Annotated in this window: 18 protein-coding genes and 1 pseudogene; 7 read left to right on the top strand and 12 right to left on the bottom strand. The window is 69.5% G+C overall.

The genetic code is table 11. The features are described 5' to 3' along the window. Window positions 1-45 precede the first annotated feature (45 nt). From OG452_RS32015 to OG452_RS31985, 7 genes are all read right to left on the bottom strand, one after another. The gene (locus OG452_RS32015) at window positions 46-954 is read right to left on the bottom strand and encodes an ABC transporter permease (RefSeq protein ID WP_327299033.1); all 909 of its coding nucleotides are present in this window, start codon (window positions 952-954) and stop codon (window positions 46-48) included. After that, on the bottom strand, window positions 954-1958 hold the full coding sequence (locus tag OG452_RS32010) for an ATP-binding cassette domain-containing protein (protein WP_327299032.1): 1005 nt from the start codon (window positions 1956-1958) through the stop codon (window positions 954-956). The genes OG452_RS32015 and OG452_RS32010 overlap by 1 nt, the downstream gene beginning before the upstream one ends. Further along, a complete protein-coding gene (locus OG452_RS32005) occupies window positions 1955-2209 on the bottom strand; it encodes a hypothetical protein (protein ID WP_327299031.1) in 255 nt (84 codons plus the stop codon). Before OG452_RS32005 ends, OG452_RS32010 begins: the two co-directional genes overlap by 4 nt. A gap of 381 nt (window positions 2210-2590) precedes the next feature. Then, on the bottom strand, window positions 2591-4810 hold the full coding sequence (locus OG452_RS32000; RefSeq protein WP_327299030.1) for an NADP-dependent isocitrate dehydrogenase: 2220 nt from the start codon (window positions 4808-4810) through the stop codon (window positions 2591-2593). A gap of 111 nt (window positions 4811-4921) precedes the next feature. After that, window positions 4922-5797 carry an endo alpha-1,4 polygalactosaminidase gene (locus OG452_RS31995; protein ID WP_327299029.1) on the bottom strand — a complete coding sequence of 292 codons (876 nt, stop codon included), beginning with the start codon at window positions 5795-5797 and terminating at the stop codon, window positions 4922-4924. 73 nt (window positions 5798-5870) lie between these two features. Continuing rightward, entirely contained in the window at window positions 5871-6530 is a 660-nt protein-coding gene (locus tag OG452_RS31990) for a phosphoribosyltransferase (protein WP_327299028.1), read from the bottom strand. A gap of 86 nt (window positions 6531-6616) precedes the next feature. Then, window positions 6617-7969, bottom strand: coding sequence for an erythromycin esterase family protein (locus tag OG452_RS31985; protein ID WP_327299027.1), 1353 nt, complete (start codon window positions 7967-7969; stop codon window positions 6617-6619). A 274-nt stretch (window positions 7970-8243) separates the two neighbouring features. On the opposite strand from OG452_RS31985, the pseudogene OG452_RS31980 reads away from it, so the two are divergent. Next, window positions 8244-8779: pseudogene (locus OG452_RS31980) on the top strand (alpha/beta fold hydrolase). 148 nt (window positions 8780-8927) lie between these two features. On the opposite strand, the gene OG452_RS31975 reads toward OG452_RS31980, so the two are convergent. Next, the gene (locus OG452_RS31975; protein ID WP_327299026.1) at window positions 8928-9380 is read right to left on the bottom strand and encodes a MarR family winged helix-turn-helix transcriptional regulator; all 453 of its coding nucleotides are present in this window, start codon (window positions 9378-9380) and stop codon (window positions 8928-8930) included. A 560-nt stretch (window positions 9381-9940) separates the two neighbouring features. Between OG452_RS31975 and OG452_RS31970 the strand changes: the two genes are divergently transcribed. Next, window positions 9941-10126 (top strand): hypothetical protein, encoded by a 186-nt coding sequence (locus tag OG452_RS31970; protein ID WP_327299025.1) that lies wholly within the window; start codon window positions 9941-9943, stop codon window positions 10124-10126. A gap of 154 nt (window positions 10127-10280) precedes the next feature. On the opposite strand, the gene OG452_RS31965 is transcribed toward OG452_RS31970, so the two are convergent. Together OG452_RS31965 and OG452_RS31960 are read right to left on the bottom strand one after the other, a co-directional pair. Beyond that, the gene (locus OG452_RS31965) at window positions 10281-10697 is read right to left on the bottom strand and encodes a CBS domain-containing protein (protein WP_327299024.1); all 417 of its coding nucleotides are present in this window, start codon (window positions 10695-10697) and stop codon (window positions 10281-10283) included. Between the two features lie 71 nt (window positions 10698-10768). Further along, window positions 10769-11329 (bottom strand): hemerythrin domain-containing protein, encoded by a 561-nt coding sequence (locus tag OG452_RS31960; RefSeq protein ID WP_327299023.1) that lies wholly within the window; start codon window positions 11327-11329, stop codon window positions 10769-10771. Window positions 11330-11694: 365 nt separating this feature from the next. Here OG452_RS31960 and OG452_RS31955 point away from each other — a divergent pair, with 365 nt between their 5' ends. From OG452_RS31955 to OG452_RS31945, 3 genes are all read left to right on the top strand, one after another. Then, window positions 11695-12021: a plasmid stabilization protein gene (locus OG452_RS31955; protein WP_327299022.1), complete on the top strand. Its 327-nt coding sequence runs from the start codon at window positions 11695-11697 to the stop codon at window positions 12019-12021. A 40-nt stretch (window positions 12022-12061) separates the two neighbouring features. Continuing rightward, window positions 12062-12748, top strand: coding sequence for an HAD family hydrolase (locus OG452_RS31950; protein WP_327299021.1), 687 nt, complete (start codon window positions 12062-12064; stop codon window positions 12746-12748). Between the two features lie 788 nt (window positions 12749-13536). Then, the gene (locus OG452_RS31945; RefSeq protein ID WP_327293604.1) at window positions 13537-14142 is read left to right on the top strand and encodes a transglycosylase SLT domain-containing protein; all 606 of its coding nucleotides are present in this window, start codon (window positions 13537-13539) and stop codon (window positions 14140-14142) included. A gap of 321 nt (window positions 14143-14463) precedes the next feature. Here OG452_RS31945 and OG452_RS31940 read toward each other — a convergent pair whose 3' ends face one another. Beyond that, window positions 14464-15528, bottom strand: a complete 1065-nt coding sequence (locus OG452_RS31940) for a PP2C family protein-serine/threonine phosphatase (protein WP_327299020.1) — start codon at window positions 15526-15528, stop codon at window positions 14464-14466. 194 nt (window positions 15529-15722) lie between these two features. Beyond that, window positions 15723-16277 (bottom strand): YceI family protein, encoded by a 555-nt coding sequence (locus OG452_RS31935; RefSeq protein WP_327299019.1) that lies wholly within the window; start codon window positions 16275-16277, stop codon window positions 15723-15725. A gap of 256 nt (window positions 16278-16533) precedes the next feature. On the opposite strand from OG452_RS31935, the gene OG452_RS31930 reads away from it, so the two are divergent. Further along, window positions 16534-16746 (top strand): hypothetical protein, encoded by a 213-nt coding sequence (locus tag OG452_RS31930; protein ID WP_327299018.1) that lies wholly within the window; start codon window positions 16534-16536, stop codon window positions 16744-16746. Between the two features lie 355 nt (window positions 16747-17101). After that, on the top strand, window positions 17102-18466 hold the full coding sequence (locus tag OG452_RS31925; RefSeq protein ID WP_405559869.1) for a mannosyltransferase family protein: 1365 nt from the start codon (window positions 17102-17104) through the stop codon (window positions 18464-18466). Window positions 18467-18496: the final 30 nt, after the last annotated feature.

Here is an 18496-nt window from a genome sequence, read left to right as displayed (position 1 = left end):
GGTAGCAGGAGGGGTCTGGACCAATTCGGGCGCGCAGCCGCACGGTCAGGACAGCACGCGGCGGCGGAAGTTGCGCAGCCCGAGGGTGAGGAAGAGCGCACAGAATCCGGCGAGCACCGGATAGACGATGTACAGGTGCATGTGGGACAGGTCCGTGAAGCCGGCCCGCATCCCCTCGCTCATGTAGATCAGGGGGTTGACCAGTACCAGCACCTGGAGCCAGTGGAACCCGCCCACCTGTACGGAACCCAGCTTGGTCCACTGGTAGTACGTGCCGCCGAGGAAGACGAGCGGCAGCACGACGAAGCCGAACATCACGCCGATGTTCCTCGGCTCGAACGTGGTGCCCAGGAGCAGTCCGAGTGAGGTCATCGTGAGACAGGACAGCGGGATCAGGGTGGCCACGATCCACCAGTGGATGCTGAGCTGGGGGTGCACCCCGGGGGCGTGCACTACGGCCGCGATGGGCAGCACGATGACCGCCGAGATCAGCCCCTGGGCGGACCCGGACAGCACTCTCGCCGCCGCCACCAGCCAGATCGGGCACGGGGCCTGCACCCGGTCCTCGATCTCGCGGGTGAAGCCGAACTCCTGGGACATCTGGATGGCGACCGACTGGATGCCCTGGAACATGATCGCGATGGACACCACCCCCGGGACCAGCACGGTGGCGAACGCCGACTCCCCCCTGGCTCCGCCGCCCGAGCCGATGCCCTGGCCGATGAGCGGGAACACGTACAGGAACACGAAGACCAGCAGGAACGGCTGCATGACGGTCCGGCCCGCGAACTCGCCGAAGCTCTTCATCAGGACGGTCAGGTCCCGCTGGATCAGGGCGCTCAGCGCGGATCGGCTGGAGGCCGCGGCCGACCGGGCGGGCCGTACGCCGATGGGGCGCCCGGACCCGCTCGCGGACGGAACGTCCCCCGGCGGGAAGGCACTTGAGGCAGCCATCAGTCCCTCAGCTCCTGTCCGGTCAGGCTGATGAACACCGTTTCCAGGGTGCTCTCGGCGATCGAGAGGTCGACCAGTTCGAATCCGCCCGCCTCCGCACTCGTGACGACTCGCGGCAGCAGCCGTTCGGCGCCCTTGACCTGGAGCTCGACGGCTCCGTCGACGAGCCGGGTGCGGACGACGCCGTGGATGTCGCTGTTGAGCCGGGCCGCCAGGCCCTCCTGGCTGCCGCTGGTGGCGACCGTGACCACGGCGTCGGCGCCGAGGCCCTGCTTGAGGGCCGCGGGCGTGTCCAGGGCGAGGATCCGGCCGTGGTCGATGATCGCCACCCTGTCGCAGAGGTGGTCGGCCTCGTCCATGTTGTGTGTGGTGAGCAGAATCGTCTGGCCGTCGGCGATCAGCCCGTCCAGCGCCTCCCAGAGGGCCAGCCTGCCCTGCGGGTCGAGCCCGGCCGTCGGCTCGTCCAGGAACAGGACGGCGGGACGGTGGAAGATCGCGCGCGCCACCATCAGGCGCTGCGCCATCCCGCCGGACAGGGCGAACACCGACGCCTTGCCCCAGCGGGACAGATGGAACTGTTCGAGGAGCGCGTCGGCGGTACGGCGCGACTCCCGGCGCGGGATGCCGAACAGGAGACCGTGGAAGTACAGGTTCTCCCACACCGTCAGCGAGCGGTCCAGCGTGTTCTGCTGGCTGACGACGGCAATGAGCTGCTTGGCCAGCGTCGGTTCCGCGACCACGTCGATGTCGCCGATGTACGCCGACCCCGCGGTCGGCACCACCCGGGCGGTCAGCATGCCGACGGTGGTGGTCTTGCCCGCCCCGTTGGGCCCGAGCAGTCCGAAGATCTCGCCCTGGCACACCCTCAGATCGATTCCGTCCACCGCGGGCGTGGCCGACTTGCGGTATGCCTTGGTGAGCCCGGCGGCTCGGATGACGGTGCCGCTGCCGTGCTCCGGACTGCTCTGCTGCTCCCGGCCCGTGGGGTCTGCGGGACGGGTCACCGTCTCGGCAGCGGGGGTACGTGGAGGGGGTGGGCGGAGGCGTCGGCGAGCGCCAGCCGTTCCTGGTCCGCCTGGTACTCGGCCTGCTCCACCCGGCCGGCCAGCAGATCGGCGGGGCGGGGATGCCGGGCGTGCTCCGCCGGCGCCCGCTGGGTCCCGAAGCGCTGTGCGACGTAGCTGCCGACGGCCCTGACCGAGCCTGTCACCAGCCGTATGAGGTGTCTGAACACGGTGAGAATGGCTGTGGACATACCGCATCTCCTTTCAGGACCGCCGGCCCGCGCGCCCGGGGGTACGCGGGGCGGATTCACGGCGCGTGTCCATGAGGGCGGCCGGCTCGCACCGGTCCGGCCGGACAGCCGCACGCCGCCCTGAAAGTCGTGGGATCAGCCTGATGAGCAACGCCGTTGCGTCCGCTCAACGGATACGGCGGGAGCATCAAGCACTGGCATCTCTCATGGAACCACGCAAGTCGGTCCCCGGCATCCGGCGTCGCTCCGGACCGGGCCGGGGCCCGTGCCCCGGCGGACCCCGCGCGCAACGCGGCCGCCCCGGCCGGCGGGATGCCGGCCGGGGCGGCCAGGGTGCGGGAGGGCGGCCGGCCGCCCCTGGGGCGGCCGGACTGCCGGACGTCAGCCGAGCGTCGCGATGGCCTGGTTGAAGGTCGCCGACGGGCGCATGACGGCCGAGGCCTTCTCCCGGTCGGGCTGGTAGTAGCTGCCGATGTCGGCCGGGGAACCCTGGACCGCGATCAGCTCGCCGACGATGGTCTGCTCCTGCTCACCGAGCGTCTTGGCGAGCGCCGAGAACGCCCCGGCGAGCTGTGCGTCGTCGGTCTGCGCGGCGAGCTCCTGAGCCCAGTAGAGCGCCAGGTAGAAGTGGCTGCCGCGGTTGTCGATGCCACCGAGCTTGCGGCTCGGCGACTTGTCCTCGTTGAGGAACGTGCCGGTCGCGCGGTCGAGCGTGTCCGCGAGGACCTGGGCGCGTGCGTTGCCCGTGGTCTGCGCGAGGTGCTCGAAGCTGACCGCCAGCGCGAGGAACTCACCCAGGCTGTCCCAGCGCAGGTAGTTCTCCTTGACGAGCTGCTGGACGTGCTTCGGCGCGGAACCGCCGGCGCCCGTCTCGAACAGGCCGCCGCCGTTCATGAGCGGGACGACGGAGAGCATCTTCGCGCTCGTGCCCAGCTCAAGGATCGGGAACAGGTCGGTCAGGTAGTCGCGCAGCACGTTGCCGGTGACGGAGATCGTGTCCTCGCCGCGGCGGATGCGCTCCAGGGAGAACGCGATGGCGTCCGCCGGCGTCATGATCTCGATCTGCAGACCGTCGGTGTCGTGCTCGGGGAGGTACGCCTTGACCTTCGCGATCAGGGCGGCGTCGTGCGCGCGTCCCTCGTCGAGCCAGAACACGGCCGGGGTGCCGGTCGCGCGGGCGCGGGTCACCGCGAGCTTGACCCAGTCCTGGATCGGCAGGTCCTTGGTCTGGCACATGCGCCAGATGTCGCCGGCGCTGACGGCGTGCTCCAGTACGGCGTTGCCCTGACCGTCGAGGACCCGCACCGTGCCGGTGACCGGGATCTCGAAGGTCTTGTCGTGACTGCCGTACTCCTCGGCCTTCTGCGCCATCAGACCGACGTTGGGGACGGAGCCCATCGTTGACGGGTCATAGGCGCCGTTGGCGCGGCAGTCGTCGATGACTACCTGGTAGATCCCGGCGTAGCTGCTGTCCGGGATGGTCGCCAGGGTGTCGGCCTCGCCGCCGTCCGGGCCCCACATGTGGCCGGAGGTGCGGATCATGGCCGGCATGGACGCGTCGACGATGACATCGCTCGGCACGTGCAGGTTGGTGATGCCGCGGTCGGAGTCGACCATCGCCAGGGACGGTCCCTCGGCCAGCTCGGCCTCGAAGGACTCCTTGATCTTCGCGCCCTCGGGCAGCGCCTCCAGGCCCTTGAGGATGCCGCCGAGTCCGTCGTTCGGGGTCAGCCCGGCGGCGGCCAGTGCCGCACCGTGCTCGGCGAACGTCTTCGGGAAGAAGGCACGCACCACGTGGCCGAAGATGATCGGGTCGGAGACCTTCATCATGGTGGCCTTCAGGTGCACCGAGAAGAGCACGCCCTCGGCCTTGGCGCGGGCGATCTGCGCCGTGAAGAACTCACGGAGCGCGGCCACGCGCATCACCGAGGCGTCGACGACCTCGCCGGCCAGCACGGGTACCGACTCGCGCAGGACGGTGGTGGTGCCGTCGTCCCCGGCCAGCTCGATACGGAGCGAGCCGTCCTCGCCGATGACGGCGGACTTCTCGGTGGAGCGGAAGTCGTCGGCGTCCATGTGGGCGACGTTCGTCTTCGAGTCGGACGACCAGGCGCCCATCCGGTGCGGGTGCGCCTTGGCGTACTTCTTCACCGATGCCGGGGCGCGGCGGTCCGAGTTGCCCTCGCGCAGCACCGGGTTGACGGCGCTGCCCTTGACCTTGTCGTACCGGGCGCGGACGTCCTTGTCCTCCTCGGTCTGCGGGTCGTCCGGGTAGTCCGGCAGCGCGTAGCCCAGCTTCTGCAGCTCCGCGATGGCGGCCTTCAGCTGGGGAATGGACGCCGAGATGTTCGGCAGCTTGATGATGTTCGCGCCGGGCGTCCTGGCCAGCTCGCCGAGCTCGGCGAGCGCGTCCTCGACCCGTCGGCTCTCGTCAAGACGATCGGGGAAACTGGCGATGATCCGCCCCGCGAGAGAGATGTCACGGCTCTCCACGGTCACACCGGCCGTCGAGGCGTACGCCTGGATCACCGGCAGGAACGAATACGTCGCCAGGGCCGGGGCCTCGTCGGTATGTGTATAGATGATGGTCGAGTCAGTCACCGGGTGCTCCGCTCCACGTCTGCAACATTGCTCGACATCAAGATATCTCCTGAGCGCCCCCCTCTCGACAGGGCCCCGCCCCGGGGCGCCGGTCTCCCGGAAGCGCGCCCCTCAGCCGGCAGCGTCGCACCGGCGGTACACGTGGGCCTTTTCGCCGGCCGGGCTCACATCGCGGTCGCGCAGTGTGACCGACAGCTTCCTGCCCCAGGAACGGCAGGCCCGGTCGAAGTCCTTGGCGCCGTACTCGATGTCGAAGGCCCTGCCCCGGTAGGCGTCGGCGAACTCGGTGCACTCCTGGAAGCGGCCGCACTCCTCGACGACGGCGAAGTCGAACCCGATGTGCTCGCGCCGGTCCAGCAGGTCGGTGGTGTTCTTCTGGGCGATGGCCAGACCCCGCCGGTGCGCCCGCGTGGCCAGCAGCCGTGCGAAGGACGCCGCGTCGTCGGCGGTGAGCAGGTGGTCCGAGCGCTCGTACGAGTCGAGGTTGTCGGGCTCCACCGCGTCGAATCCGGCATCGGCGCAGCCGTCGATCCAGCGGCCGACGATGCCCGCGAGCTTCTCGCGCTTGGCGGCACCGGAGATGTCGAGGAGGGGCTCCTGCCAGTCCTCGTCGACGACCGGCTCGCCGTGGCGATCGTGCAGCAGCAGGTCGGAGTGGTGCTTCTGCCACCAGCCGACCGCGCCACCCGGCTGCGACTGGAAGGCGTTGACGTAACAGATGTTGTAGAGCCCGGGTACGGGGTCCGCGGTGCGGTCGCGGGAGACCGCCCGTACCCCGGCCGGCGGCTGATACGGCCCGCCCAGCTGGTAGTCGAAGGACGCCCGGGCCGGGGGCTTGCGCACGCCGCCGTCCCGCGCGGAGGGCGAGGCGGCCGGGGCGGAGCCGTGGGTGGGGCCGGCGGCGGGGTCGCCGGACGAGCATCCGGCGACGAGGAGCATCAGGGCCGGGGCGAGAAAACGGGCGGCGCGGCGGAACACAGCAGGCACGTCAGGGCTTTCGGGGTGGGGGCAGGGGAAAGCGATTGCACCACGAGCTGCCTGACCGCTGCCGGGCGGGGCGTCAGCGGCCCAGTTCCCCGTCCATCTCGTGCAGGATCTCGATCACCTCGGTGTCGGAGGTCTGGTCGAAGTCCTCGTACCACTGGCCCACCGCCTGGAAGAGTTCCGGCTGCTGCAGGCAGATCACTTCGTCGGCCTCCTGACGCAGCGTCGCGGTGCCGTCGGCCGCGCCCACGGGGACCGCCAGGAGCAGCCGGTGGGGTGCCTGTCGGCGCAGGTGACGTACGGCTGCGCGGGCCGTGACGCCGGTGGCGAGTCCGTCGTCGACAAGGATCACGGTCCGGCCCCCGCATACGAGTGGGGGCCTGCCGTGCCGGTAGAGGTCTTCCCGGCGGTGGAGTTCGGTGCGCTCGCCGGCGACGGTGGGAGCGAGCGCGTCCTCGCTCAGGCCGAGCCACTGCAAGGACCGCGAGTCGAAGAGGGGCGGGTCCTCGCCGACGATCGCTCCGACCCCTGTCTCCGGGTGTCCCGGTACGCCGATCTTGCGGACGACGAGCACATCCAGCGGCGCTTTCAGGGCCCGGGCGACCTCCGCCGCGACGGGCACACCGCCACGTGGAAGGGCCAGCACCAGCGGGCGGAGGAAGTCGCCGGCGGCCGCTGATGCGAGGAGTTCGGCGGCGAGGTCCCGCCCGGCTTCCCGGCGGTCACGGAATCGCATGGTCCTTCCTCTCTCCCGTAGCTGCGACGGAACCAACAGCTGCAACGGCTCCGGCAGTTACGGCTCTCAATGGTCGTGAGCCGGTGTCACATCCCGGTGGGCCAGGTCTCCTCCTCGCCGGTGCCCAACAGAGCCCCGTGGAGCGGGGCGAGGGCTTGGCTGCGGTCGAGGAAGACGAAGGCGTCATAGCGTTCGCCGAGCACGGTGGGGACGTAGTTTCCCCGCTTCTCGGCATCCGGCCGGTAGACCACTCCGATGGCACGGTGGTCCCGCTCTTCGTCGAACCAGTCGGGGCTGTGACCGGCCGGCACCCCGTAATGGACACCCTCCGGGAAGACGAACAGTCCCGCACTGCCGGGAAATGCCCGGTGCAGCAGCTCCTCCACACTGTCCGTCCGCGCGGGAGGTACGCACATCATGCTCGGGGCGTCCCCCCAGTGGCCGGCGGCGACCACCGTTCCGTCGTAGGAGCCGAAACCGACCAGTACGACGCCTTCCGTGGCGTGGCGTTCGCGAACGATCTGGCCGAGACTGACCACTCCGGCCGCAGGCATGTCGGTGGCCCGCGCGTCTCCGACATGGGTGTTGTGTGCCCACACCACAGCCTTCGCATCGGGACCGTGGTGCTCCATGAGCCGGTCGAGGGTGTCAGCCATGTGGTGATCACGGATGTTCCAGGACTGCGGGCCGCCGCCCACCATGGCCCGGTAGTAACGTTCGGCGCCGGCCAGCACCTCCGCGTTCTGCCGTGCGGCGAATTGAGCGAAGCTGCCACCGGCTGTCTCGGCGTACTCCGTGGACTGCCTCAACCGCACGAGCAGGGCGAGTACTTCGCGCTCGCAACCGGACGGCGCGAACCGGGTGGCGTGTGCGTAGGAGCGGGGCTCCTCGGCGTACGGCTCGAAGCAGCGGTAGGCCTCCAGCGCGCCCGCCAGCTCGGCCGGGGCGTGTTCGTCGAGATAGCCGATCACCGCGTCCAGCGACTCCCACAGGGAGTAGACGTCCAGGCCGAAGAAGCCCACATGTGAACTCCCCGGCGCCAGGCCGACGTTGTGCTCGCGCAGCCACCGGGCGAAGCGGAGCACATTGGTGTTGGCCCACATCCAGGTAGGCCAGCGGTCGAACTCCATCAGCGCGTCGAACGGGTCATCGGGGGCGCCGGGCGCTGCCGTGACCGAGCGGTGAACGGCCTGGCAGTCCGGCCAGTCACCCTCCACCGCGATGAAGGAGAAGCCCTTCTCCTCGATCAGCCGACGCGTCAGGACCGCCCGCCAACGGTAGTAGTCGGTACTGCCGTGGGAGGCCTCCCCCAGCAGTACGTACCGTGCGTCACCGATCCGCTCCAGCAGCGGGTCGAACGATGCGGAGCCGGTCAGCGGCAGAGCCCCCTCACGGGCCCGGTCGACCTGGGTCTTCGTGTCGGACCGCCTGAAGGCCATGGCCGTTCCCTTTCGCACAGACAGCGTGCTGGGCTCAAGACCCAGTCTCGCGCCACCTCGCGCACATAGTCCAACGGTTGCCGAGCCGGTGTGAGGCCTCCTGAATGGAAACCACCTAACTAGAGGGTGGGCGGCTCATCGGCGAGGTGGTTGTTGCGGTCGATCTCCGGCATGTGTGTCTCGGCCCAGATCCGGAAAGTGCCGTCTTGGGCGGGCCAGGCTAGTTCCATAACGTGACCTTGTCACCATTGTTCACCCCATCTGGAGCGCCCCCATGCCCGAGCTGCGCCGCGTTCCCGTCAACGGTGTCGAACTGAACGTCGCCCTCGCCGGATCCGGCCCGGCCGTCCTGTTGCTGCATGGCTTCCCGCACACCTGGGAGCTGTGGACGGACGTCATGGCCGATCTGTCCGGCCGCTACCGCGTCATTGCACCCGACCTGCACGGGTTCGGCGCGAGCAGCCGGGCTGCCACCGGGTACGGCACGGGCACCCTGGCCGAGGGACGCCTTCGTCCGCGCATACACGGCGGCAGGCGTTGAGCTGTGCGTTCTCGTACTACCGGGCTCTGCCCGAGAGCGCGGTACAGATCGAGCAGGCAGTCACCAGTGCCCGCCTGACAGTGCCGACGATGGCGCTGGGCGTCCGGCCTCTCGGTGCCGCACTGGAACGCCAGCTCCGCCCGGTCACCGACGATCTCACCGGACACGTCATGGAGGACTGCGGCCACATCATCCCGCTGCACCGGCCGCGCGCCCTGCTCACCCTGCTGCGTCCCTTCCTGGCCGGTGAGGATGCCGGAGCGCCCTGACCGGAGCCCTGACCGACTGGGGGAACTCTTTGGCGCCGGTGGCCGGGCCGGTTCGGCAGATGATCGCCCGGACAGGGGCCAGGCAAGGACGACTCCCGAGCCGGCCGCCAAGTCCACCCTGCTCCCCGCCGAGGTCTGCCCCGTCATCTCATCCATCGACCGGAAGGCCGGTGTGGGCGGCCAGGTGTTCGAGGATGCGGGAGAGCGCCGCACGCTCCCCCGGCGCGAGCGGCGCCGCCAGCTCCTCGTCGAGCGCCTCGGCGAGCCCGCATGCCGCGTCGAGCAGGCGGACGCCGTCCTCTGTGAGGGTCAGGCGCTGTCGGCGGCGGTCAGCGGGATCGCGTACGCGTTCAATCGCGCCGAGCGCTTCGAGGTGGTCGGCGAGCTGGACGACCAGACTGGGCGCCACCCGCATGACGCCGGCCAGCTCGAGCTGCGACTCGGCGCCCTTGATCCGGAGAACGCTGAGCAGGGCGACGTGCTTGGGCTTCAGTTCGAGTCCGGCCAGCCGCTCGGCGTAGCGGGCTTCCTGCCAGGTGCCAAGCACCCCGAGCCGGAAGGTGACGGTGTTCACCGGCGAACGCGTCTCTTTCTCCACCATGCCAGGGATGATAGCGTCCAGAAATTATTCACACCATGAATGCTTCACGATGTGAACCGCTTGTCCGTCTCGTGAATGTGCTGGTCGCGGTCGGCTCGGCGACGTTCGGCGTGCTGGCTCTGCTCGCTCCCGCGGCATACCCCGGAACCACCGGAGGAACGGGTCCCCAACTCTTCGCCGAGATGTACGGCGTCCGCTCCCTGCTGATCGCCGCGGCGGTGGTCTGGCCCGCCGTCACCGGGCGTGACCTGTACCCGATACTCCTGCTGGCCGGCGCCGTCCAATTCGCCGACCTGGGAATCAATGCCGCAAGCGCCTCCCCCGCCACGCTCCCCGGACCCGCCCTGGCCGCGGCCGTCCACCTCGTCTCGGCGTACCTCCTGCGCCCAGCCCGCTCCAGCGAGCAGGACCAATCCGGCCGACGAAAGCCCATCCGCGGGCGACGAGAGCTCTGCTGGAGGTTTTCGCGGAGCAGGTTGCGGCCTCCACTATCGTGCCGGGACCATGCGGGTGACGGGCCCCGACTGCGTCTTCGGCCACATCGGCGCAGTGTGGAAGGTATGAACGACGAAACAAGGATGTACCGGCCGGGAGAGACGGTCCCCGAAAGCGGGATCTACGAGTGCACCTGCGGCAAGTCGCACCAGGCATTCACCAGTACGGACGTCAAGGGGCACACCTTCCCGCCTCCGCCCTCGGGCTGCTCCGGCGTCGGCTGGAGCCTGAAGGAACCCACGCACAGGTAACGCGCTCACTGCGTAGAGCGCCGCTCATGCGCCGAGAGGGCAAACGGCTCACGTTCGCCTGTCCGCACCGCAGTATGACCGAACGGTCCGGGTGGCGGCGGGCAGGGGCAGGGAGCCGCCTGGCTGTCCCTGCCCCAAAGAGCGATGCCGGCTCTCAGTCGCTGGACAGTGCTTCCAGCAGGTCGCCGACCTGCGGGTCGGGCAGAGCGCGGGCCACGTCCGCCTGGGCGACCATGCCGACCAGGCGGTGGCCATCGATGACCGGCAGACGGCGGACCTTGTGTGTCGTCATGGTGCGCATGATCTCGGCGGCGTCGTCATCGGCGCCGATCGTGACAGCTTCGCCCTGCGCGAGGGAGCCCGCCTTGGTCGTGGCGGGGTCCTTCCCCACTCCCAGGACCTTGATCACGATGTCGCGGTCGGTGAGGACGCCTTTGAGTTTCTCGTCGGTGCCGCAGATCGGCAGCGCACCGAAGCCCATCTCGGTCATCTTCCTTGCGGCGAGGAGGACCGGTTCGTCCGCGCCGATACATTCGGCGCCCTCGGTCATGAGTTCCCGTGCGGTAGTCACTGCCGGTTCTCCTTTGTCGCTGTTCCTGGTCCGGCCGGCGGTGGCCGGGGGCTTGTCTGGTGCGGGGATGTTCAGCTTTTGCCGCGGCCGGTCAGCAGGTCGCGGGCCCGGTCCACGAGTCCGGCGCCAGGCCCCAGCAGCTTGTTGCCCGGCGGGGTGTCCGGGGAGGAGGGGTGCGGTCGGGTGGGAGCCGTCTTCTTGGCCGTGCGGACTTTGTCGCCCAGCTGATCCAGAGCTTCTGGCGTGCAGGCTGCGGCGAGGAGAGGGAACAGCCGGCCTTCTTCATCGCGTACGTGCTCGCTCACTTCGAGCTTCAGCTTCGCCACCAGGTCGTTGAACTGCGGGTCGTCCGCAGACAGGCCCTCCAGATCCTTGAGGTGCTGTTCCACCTCCGCGTGATCGGAGAGTTCCTTGTCCGCGATCTCCGCCCCGCCCTGGACATGCTCACGTACCGCCGGGTACAGATGCATTTCCTCGGCGACGGAGTGGCGCACCAGCTCGACAGTCAGTTCGTCGGCCAGTTTCCGGCGCTGCGGATCGCCAACCGGCTGAGCCTCGATCTTCTCGAACAGTTCGTCGACCTCACGGTGGTCGGTGGTGAGCTCTGCAATCACGTTTCCGCCGTGTCCCATGAGAGAAAACACCTCCACTTGAAAGGGGCTGAGCTGAGGACAGCTCACCGTTCCACAGCGGATACCCACGAACCCCTTCAACACGCACGCCGCTGATCTGGCAAAGCCATGTGGAGGAGGCTGGGGCGAAAGAAGGGAGCGACAGACCAGGCGATCGCCGATGGGCCGCAGGCGCACCGGGGCGTGGGGGCGTCGGCACCGGGAACAGGCCCGTGGCGCTCGGGCGCCTCGCGCCCGCCCGGTGCGAGTTCCCGTGCCGGGTGGCCGACCCGATTTGCTGCGGTGTCCTCTCGGACGGAGTGTGTGAAGCGCTGGGGGATCGGGGCAGGCGAGGAACTGAGCACGTATCGACAGGGAGGCATGTCATGCCGGCAGGATCCAGTCGCAAGCGCGAGCGGCAGTACGAGCACGTCAAGGAAAGCGCCGAGAAGCGAGGCACATCGGAAAGCCGGGCCGAGGAGATCGCCGCGCGCACCGTGAACAAGGAGCGGGCACGGTCCGGTGAGGCCAAATCGGCTTCCAGGGTCTCGACACGGGACCCCAAATCGGCATCCCAGCGAGGCGGCGAACGCTCGCACAGCGGCGCCCAGGGACCGACCAGGGACCAGCTCTACGAAGAGGCGAAGAAGAAGAACGTGGAAGGCCGCTCCTCGATGAACAAGCAGCAGCTGCGCAAAGCCGTCGGCCGCTGAGACCCACTGAACCAAGCCCGTAGAGAGAGCAGGAATGCACATGGAGCGCGCAGCACTCTTCGACGTGGACGGCACTCTCGTGGACACCAACCATCTGCATGTGGTGACGTGGTGGGAAGCCCTGCGGCAGGCCGGTCACACCGTTCCGATGCCCGCCATCCACCGGGCAGTGGGGCTCGGTTCCGGCGATCTGCTGGAGCACCTGCTCGGCAAAGAGCGGGACCAGGACCAGGACGCGGATATCAGCGCGGCCCATAAAACGCTGTTCGGCACCTACTTCGAGCGGCTGCCCGCGTTCCGCTCGGCGGGCGAACTGCTGCGCACCCTCGCCGGGCAGGGCTGGCGAGTGGTGCTGGCCACCTCGGCGGAGGGACATGAGCTGGATGCGCTGCGGCGTGCCATCGGTGCGGGCGACGCCATCCGGGACACGGCGAGTGCCGCCGACGTCACTGAGGGGAAACCGGCCGCCGAGCCGGTCGAGCACGCGCTGAAACTCGCCGGGGTCCCCGCGAAGCAGGCTGTGTTCGTCGGCGACACGGTCTGGGACATGGAGGCCGCTTCGCGGGCCGGGGTGCCTGCTATCGCTCTGCTCTGTGGCGGTATTCCACGGGTCGACCTGGAGCGGGCGGGCGCCCGGAGTGTTTATCAGGACCCCGCCGATCTTCTGTCCCAACTCGACCACAGCTTTTTCGGTGCCGCTGGGCCGGAGAAGATCATGCAGGCGTGAAGTCGAAGGGCACCGCCACCGCCGCACCCGGCCCACCGGCCCGGGTGCGGCGGTGGCGGTGCTTCGACGAGCGCGCAGGCCGGGACGTACAAGAACCAGCTCACCTCGGCGTGAGCGCGGTGGATGAGCCGGGGACGCGAGGACATTTCCCTGGTCCGCCGCAGCCACCTCTGTTTACCGCAGCCACCGCGGTTTCTGGTCCCCACGATGTGCATGGCGTCACTCACCGTTCCGGTCACCTGCGCCAGGCGCCGGTCCAGCCCACCGCCCAGGTCATGCCGCTCAGCCGCCGTCGGGGCGTAGCCGTTCCACTCCTTCAACGCGGCCAGACCCCGCTCAGCCCCGTCGAACCGACCCCTGGCTCCCAACCGTCGGCGGCCTCGACGAGGGACGAGACGCCTGGGGTTTCGATGTGTACGGGCCGTGACGCGGAGTAGGAATCAGGGGCGCCGAGGCCGGTGATATGTGAGCCCGGGCATAGGGCCCACGTCACACAGGACGCCGCCTAGTAGACCCACGACCAGGTTCCGCCCCTTCATTACGGGCCCCACCCCACCTCTGTCCGTTTTGTCACTATCTGGGGTCGTAGGTCACATAATTGCCAACCCCCAGGACCCTCTCGCAAGGTGTTGGACATACCGGGGAGCCGAGCGCCGGACCGGGCACAGCACACCGCCCGCCATCCAGACACCGGCCCCACGACACGAACCACGGCCCCAGCGCCCCACCGTGTCGCCGACCCCCCAGTCGGCCTCCCCACGCCACGTCCCACCTGGAGAGGTACACCCATGACTGCCACCACCCGCCGCACCCTGAACCTCCGCAAGACCTCCGTCGCCGGTATCGCCGGCGCGGGCGCCGCCGCCATCGCGCTGACCCTGGTCCCCCACTCCGCGCACGCCGCCGAACCCACCCGCACCGCGCCCGCCTCGGCCGCCGCCATCACCACCGCCCAGATCGCCAAACAGGCCGCCCACGCCGAGAAGGCCGCCCAGCACACCACCGCGGCGAAGAAGGCCCCCAAGGCCAAGCACACCGACGCCGTCACCGCGATCGTCAAGAGCACCAAGTACAGCAACAACCTCGACGGCTGGATCAAGGAATCACTGGCCATCATGAAGGCCAAGCACATACCCGGCAGCTACGAAGGCCTGCACCGCAACATCATGCGCGAGTCCAGCGGCAACCCCAACGCCCAGAACAACTGGGACGTCAACGCCCAGAACGGCATCCCCTCCAAGGGACTCCTCCAGGTCATCCAGCCCACCTTCGACACCTACCACGTCAAGGGCACCAAGAACAGCCTCACCGACCCCGTCGCCAACATCGTCGCCGCAGCCAACTACGCCGCCGACAAATACGGCTCGATGGACAACGTCAACTCCGCCTACTGACCAGGCAAACCGACCACACACCCCCACGACCACCTGAGTCCGTGGGACGGCCAACCCCTCCAGGGGGACGGCAGGACTCAGGTCCTGGCGAGGGCTGGAACAGGTTCATGGGTGGACCCGTTCCAGCCCCCGCCCTTTGTCCCCGTCCCCGCACACCCCGCGGTCTGCCTCACTGATGCCCGCAAGCTTGGCGTGCAGGTCTTACAGCGCACCGGCCACCGGGGCCGGGCCGAGCGCGCCGCACCCTGCGCGGCTTCGAGGGCCTCACCGTCCGGACCGACGTGTGAGGCCGGAGGCTTTGGCGGCGAAGGGACCGACCGCTCATTCGCCGGCCGGCAGCCGTTCGATGGCGACCATCGCCGCGTCGTCGCCCAAGCTGCCTCCGGCATGGCGCAGCAGGTCGTCGCAGAGCCGTTTGAGCAGAGCCTCCGGGCCGTTGGCTCCCCACGAAGCGATCCGGTCCGGCAGCGGGTAGAACCGGCCCGCACTGTCCCGGGCCTCGATGACGCCGTCCGTGTACAGGAGGAGGACGTCGCCGACACCGAAGACGAACGTCTCCGCGGCGAAGACGCTGCTGAGCAGGTGGCCGAGGCCGAGGGGCGGGGCGGACTCCCGTACGTCGAGGGTATGCACCCGGCCCGCGCGTACCACCAGCGGCGGCGGGTGGCCGCAGCTGACCAGCTGGAGTTCCGGCCGAACGTCGGGGATGTCGAGCACGGCCGCGGTGACAAAAGCCTCCCCGTCGTCCTCACCGGCCCCCTGTGCCCGGGCCGTGTAGCTCCGGTCGGACACAACACCGGCCTCCAGCTGGCCCACGGCTTCGGGCAGTTCCGGATCGTAGTGGGCCAGCGCCCGGAAGACGCCGAGGACACCGGCCGCCTCGCCCATGGCATCGAGGCCCTTGCCGCGTACGTCGCCGATGATCACGCGGGTTCCGCCCGCCGTGCGCGTGACCGCGTACAGATCGCCGCCGAGCTGTGCCTCCGCCTCAGCGGCCAGATAGACCGACGCGATGCGCAGCGGCCCACTGCGTTCCGGCAGCGGCCTCATCACCACGCGCTGCACCGCACGCCCCACCCAGCGCAGACGGGTCATCTCCCGTTCATGCTGCACTCTCAGATGCGCGAAGAAAGTGACGAAGACGGAGATCAGGAAGAGCGCCGCGAGCTGGTAGGTGTGGTTGAGATCGGTGACGCTTCCCCGCGTGCCGGCCACGAACGCCTCGGCCGCGAGGGCCAGCACACTGACGACCGCGGTGCTGAGGGGACCGGCGAACGACGCCGTCAAGGCCGGCGCCGCCACCAGGAAGGGCCCGACATGCACAGCCGGTGGGGTGAGGACGTCCACCACCGTGATGGCGACGATCAGAGCGAACGGCACAACCATGAGCGCCTTCGGATACCGTCGCGGCCCCGGGAGCGAGGACAGAAAGCGCAACGAACTCATACTCCTGCCTACCTCACCCGGCCCGCGCCCGCGCCTCGGACGGCCTGGGCTTCTGACGCAGTGTGCCCCGGAGGAGGTCTCGGCTCTGGCCGGGCCCGGCCGCCCAGCCCCGCTCAGGGCTTCTCAGGCTCTGCTCAGCTCTGCTTGATCGCCGAGACGTCGAACTCCAGCACCACCTTGTCGCCGACGAGGACGCCGCCGCCTTCGAGGGCGGCGTTCCACGTGATGCCGTACTCCTTGCGGCTGACGGCGACCTCACCCTCGAAGCCCACCCGCTGGTTGCCGAAGGGGTCCTGGGCGGTGCCGGTGAGCTCGAAGTCGATGCTGATCGGCTTGGTGGTGTCCTTGATCGTCAGGTCGCCGGTCAGCCGGAAGTGGCTGCCGTCCAACTGCTTGATCCCGGTCGAGGTGAAGGTGATCCGCGGGTAGTTCGGGGCATCGAGAAAGTCGTTGGTCCGCAGGTGTCCGTCTCGCTGCTCGTTGCCGGTGTCGATGCTGTCGGACTTGATGGCGACCAGGACGCCCGACTTGGCCGGGTCCGAGCCGTCCAGCTTGAGCGTGCCCTCGAACTCGGCGAACGAGCCGCGGACCTTGGTGATCATCGCGTGCCTGGCCACGAAGCCGATGCGGGTGTGCGCCGGGTCGAGCACGTAGGTGCCGGTCAGGTCGGCGAGGGCGGGCATGGTCATGACGTACTCCAGGGGGTGCCGGGGGAAGGGCACCTCACGCTAGGCAGACCAGGCAGTACCGGACCCGGGCCGCGCCACCGTGCCGCTCGCCGGTCACCCCGATGGGTCAAGGGGCTCGGAGCCCACGGTGCCCCGTATCCGGGCCTCTGAGAGGGCGCGCCAGCCCGCCATATGCGCACGGCCGCGGCTCCGGACAGGCCGGGCTGCACTGCCCTCCCGGCGTGCCGGAACTGGCGGCCGGACGCACTCTGAGGTCATGGACAGCACACCGATAGTGGTGCACCCACCCTCCCCGAGCGGCGGACGGCGGGTGACGATCCAAGGAGAGATCGCAGGTCTGGCCCACCAGGACGCGGACGTCGTCGAGTTCCTGCGGCGGGCCGGAATGCTGGACGCGGACACCCTGCTGGACGACGAGGCCTGGGTGAAGTGGCGGGGCGGGCCAGCCCACCAGTACGTAACAGCCTGACCCGCTGGTATCCGGAGCGCAGGCCCTCAGGGGGCGTATCCATGGGCGTCCCCCGGCGTCCGGGGTCCGACGGCAGACATCCGAGGTCGGCGCGGGGCCGGACGGGCCCGTCAACGGGGTGCAGGCTGCACTGAGTCGGGGCATCGACGCCGCTCTCTGGCCCCTCAAGCGCGGGCCCTCGGCCTGATGCGTAGTCACGGCTCCTGGTTCCGTGACGATCATCACCTTCATTTCCCCGTGACTCATGTCAGCCGGATGCCCGGTCCCAGGCGTACTCCAAGGAGAGCGAAACACGCGGGAACCGCGGGGGCCACCGGTCATCCCGGCACGCCCCGCAGACCAGGAGAGAATCACCATGCCGTTCTTGCCGTCCGGGCCGCGTGAGAACACACCCGTTTCCGCACGCCCCTCCCGCGTGCCGGGTCGGCGTCGGCGCCCCGCAGGGAGCGAAGCCAGGCCGAGCGGAACCCAGCCGTACGGAGAGCGGCCGAACGGAAACCGTTCATGCGGGGACCGGTGGCACAGGGGCGGGTGGTACGGGGCCGAGTCCGGTCCCCGCCACCGGCCGGGGGCCTTCCGGGGGCTTCTTCTGAGAGTGAGTCCTGCCGACCGTGAGGTGCTGTGGCTGTACCTGGTGACCCGCCTGGGCATCTGGACCACGGCCTACTGCGCCCGCTGGCTGTTTCCCGCCGACCACAACTCCCGCGACGGGGGCCCCCTTCTGGCTCCCTTCCAGCAGTGGGACTGGGACTTCTACCTGCATATAGCCCGCGACGGCTACTTCCCGGGGCAGGGCGTACTCCTGCACAGCACCCTGGACCACCGGGAGGCCTTTCTGCCCGGCTTCCCCCTCGTCCTGCGGGCGGTCCACACCGTCGTCACGAACTGGGCAGCGGCCGGCTTGCTGATCTCCTTCGCCGCCGGGGCCGTCGCCGTCCTGGCGCTCTCCCGCATCGCCCGGCTGCACCTGCCCGACCACGGGGCCGGGCGGCGCACCGTGATGTTCCTGCTGCTCTCGCCGTGCGCGGTCTTCCTGGCCGCCGGCTACACCGAGGCGCTCTTCCTCGCTCTCGCGCTGCCCGCCTGGCTCGCCGCCCAGCGGCGCAACTGGCCGCTCGCCACCGCCCTGACAGCCCTGGCCACCACGGTCCGCGTGAACGGCCTCTTCCTCGCAGCCGCCATCGCGCTGCACTTCATCCTCACCGCCCGCACCGGCCGCGACTGGCGCCGGCTCCCCTGGCTCGCCCTGCCCGCCCTACCCGTGGCCCTCTACAGCGGCTACCTGCACGCCCACACCGGCGACTGGATGGCTTGGAAACATGCTGAGGAACAGGGCTGGAACCGCACGTTCCACACTCCGTGGGAGGCCTGGTCCAACACCTGGCACAACGCCTTCGCCCACGCCCAGACGACCGGTTACGCCGTCATGTTCCAGGCCGAACTCCTGGCCATGGTCGCCGGACTCGCCCTCCTCGTCCTCCTGGTACGGCAGCGACGCTGGGCCGAGGCTCTGTACATCGGCCTCACCCTGTGGGCCCTGGGCACCTCGTACTGGTACATGTCCATCCCCCGCTCCACCCTCCTGTGGTGGCCGCTGTGGATCTCCCTGGCGGGATGGAGCCTGCGCAGGCCGCGGTTCAAGACGCTCTGTCTCGCTGTTGCCACCCCTGTCACGACTGCCGTCGCGCTGACCTTCCTGTCGGGGCGCTGGGCGGGATGAGGGGGTGGGAGGGAGGGGGCAACCGCGCGT

Origin of the sequence: Streptomyces sp. NBC_01197, from assembly GCF_036010505.1 — a bacterium.
GTDB lineage: Bacteria > Actinomycetota > Actinomycetes > Streptomycetales > Streptomycetaceae > Streptomyces.
This window is presented reverse-complemented; position numbering and strand designations above follow the sequence as displayed.

Excerpts from the sequence above, each read along its gene's own strand:
- OG452_RS31950 (WP_327299021.1), top strand. The coding sequence starts at position 12,062 with ATGGAGCGCGCAGCACTCTTCGACGTGGACGGCACTCTCGTGGACACC.
- OG452_RS31935 (WP_327299019.1), bottom strand. The coding sequence starts at position 16,277 with ATGACCATGCCCGCCCTCGCCGACCTGACCGGCACCTACGTGCTCGAC.
- OG452_RS31975 (WP_327299026.1), bottom strand. The coding sequence starts at position 9,380 with ATGGTGGAGAAAGAGACGCGTTCGCCGGTGAACACCGTCACCTTCCGG.
- OG452_RS31970 (WP_327299025.1), top strand. The coding sequence starts at position 9,941 with ATGAACGACGAAACAAGGATGTACCGGCCGGGAGAGACGGTCCCCGAA.
- OG452_RS31955 (WP_327299022.1), top strand. The coding sequence starts at position 11,695 with ATGCCGGCAGGATCCAGTCGCAAGCGCGAGCGGCAGTACGAGCACGTC.
- OG452_RS32015 (WP_327299033.1), bottom strand. The coding sequence starts at position 954 with ATGGCTGCCTCAAGTGCCTTCCCGCCGGGGGACGTTCCGTCCGCGAGC.
- OG452_RS31925 (WP_405559869.1), top strand. The coding sequence starts at position 17,102 with ATGCCGTTCTTGCCGTCCGGGCCGCGTGAGAACACACCCGTTTCCGCA.
- OG452_RS31945 (WP_327293604.1), top strand. The coding sequence starts at position 13,537 with ATGACTGCCACCACCCGCCGCACCCTGAACCTCCGCAAGACCTCCGTC.
- OG452_RS31985 (WP_327299027.1), bottom strand. The coding sequence starts at position 7,969 with ATGGCCTTCAGGCGGTCCGACACGAAGACCCAGGTCGACCGGGCCCGT.
- OG452_RS31990 (WP_327299028.1), bottom strand. The coding sequence starts at position 6,530 with ATGCGATTCCGTGACCGCCGGGAAGCCGGGCGGGACCTCGCCGCCGAA.
- OG452_RS31940 (WP_327299020.1), bottom strand. The coding sequence starts at position 15,528 with ATGGTTGTGCCGTTCGCTCTGATCGTCGCCATCACGGTGGTGGACGTC.
- OG452_RS31930 (WP_327299018.1), top strand. The coding sequence starts at position 16,534 with ATGGACAGCACACCGATAGTGGTGCACCCACCCTCCCCGAGCGGCGGA.
- OG452_RS32005 (WP_327299031.1), bottom strand. The coding sequence starts at position 2,209 with ATGTCCACAGCCATTCTCACCGTGTTCAGACACCTCATACGGCTGGTG.
- OG452_RS31960 (WP_327299023.1), bottom strand. The coding sequence starts at position 11,329 with ATGGGACACGGCGGAAACGTGATTGCAGAGCTCACCACCGACCACCGT.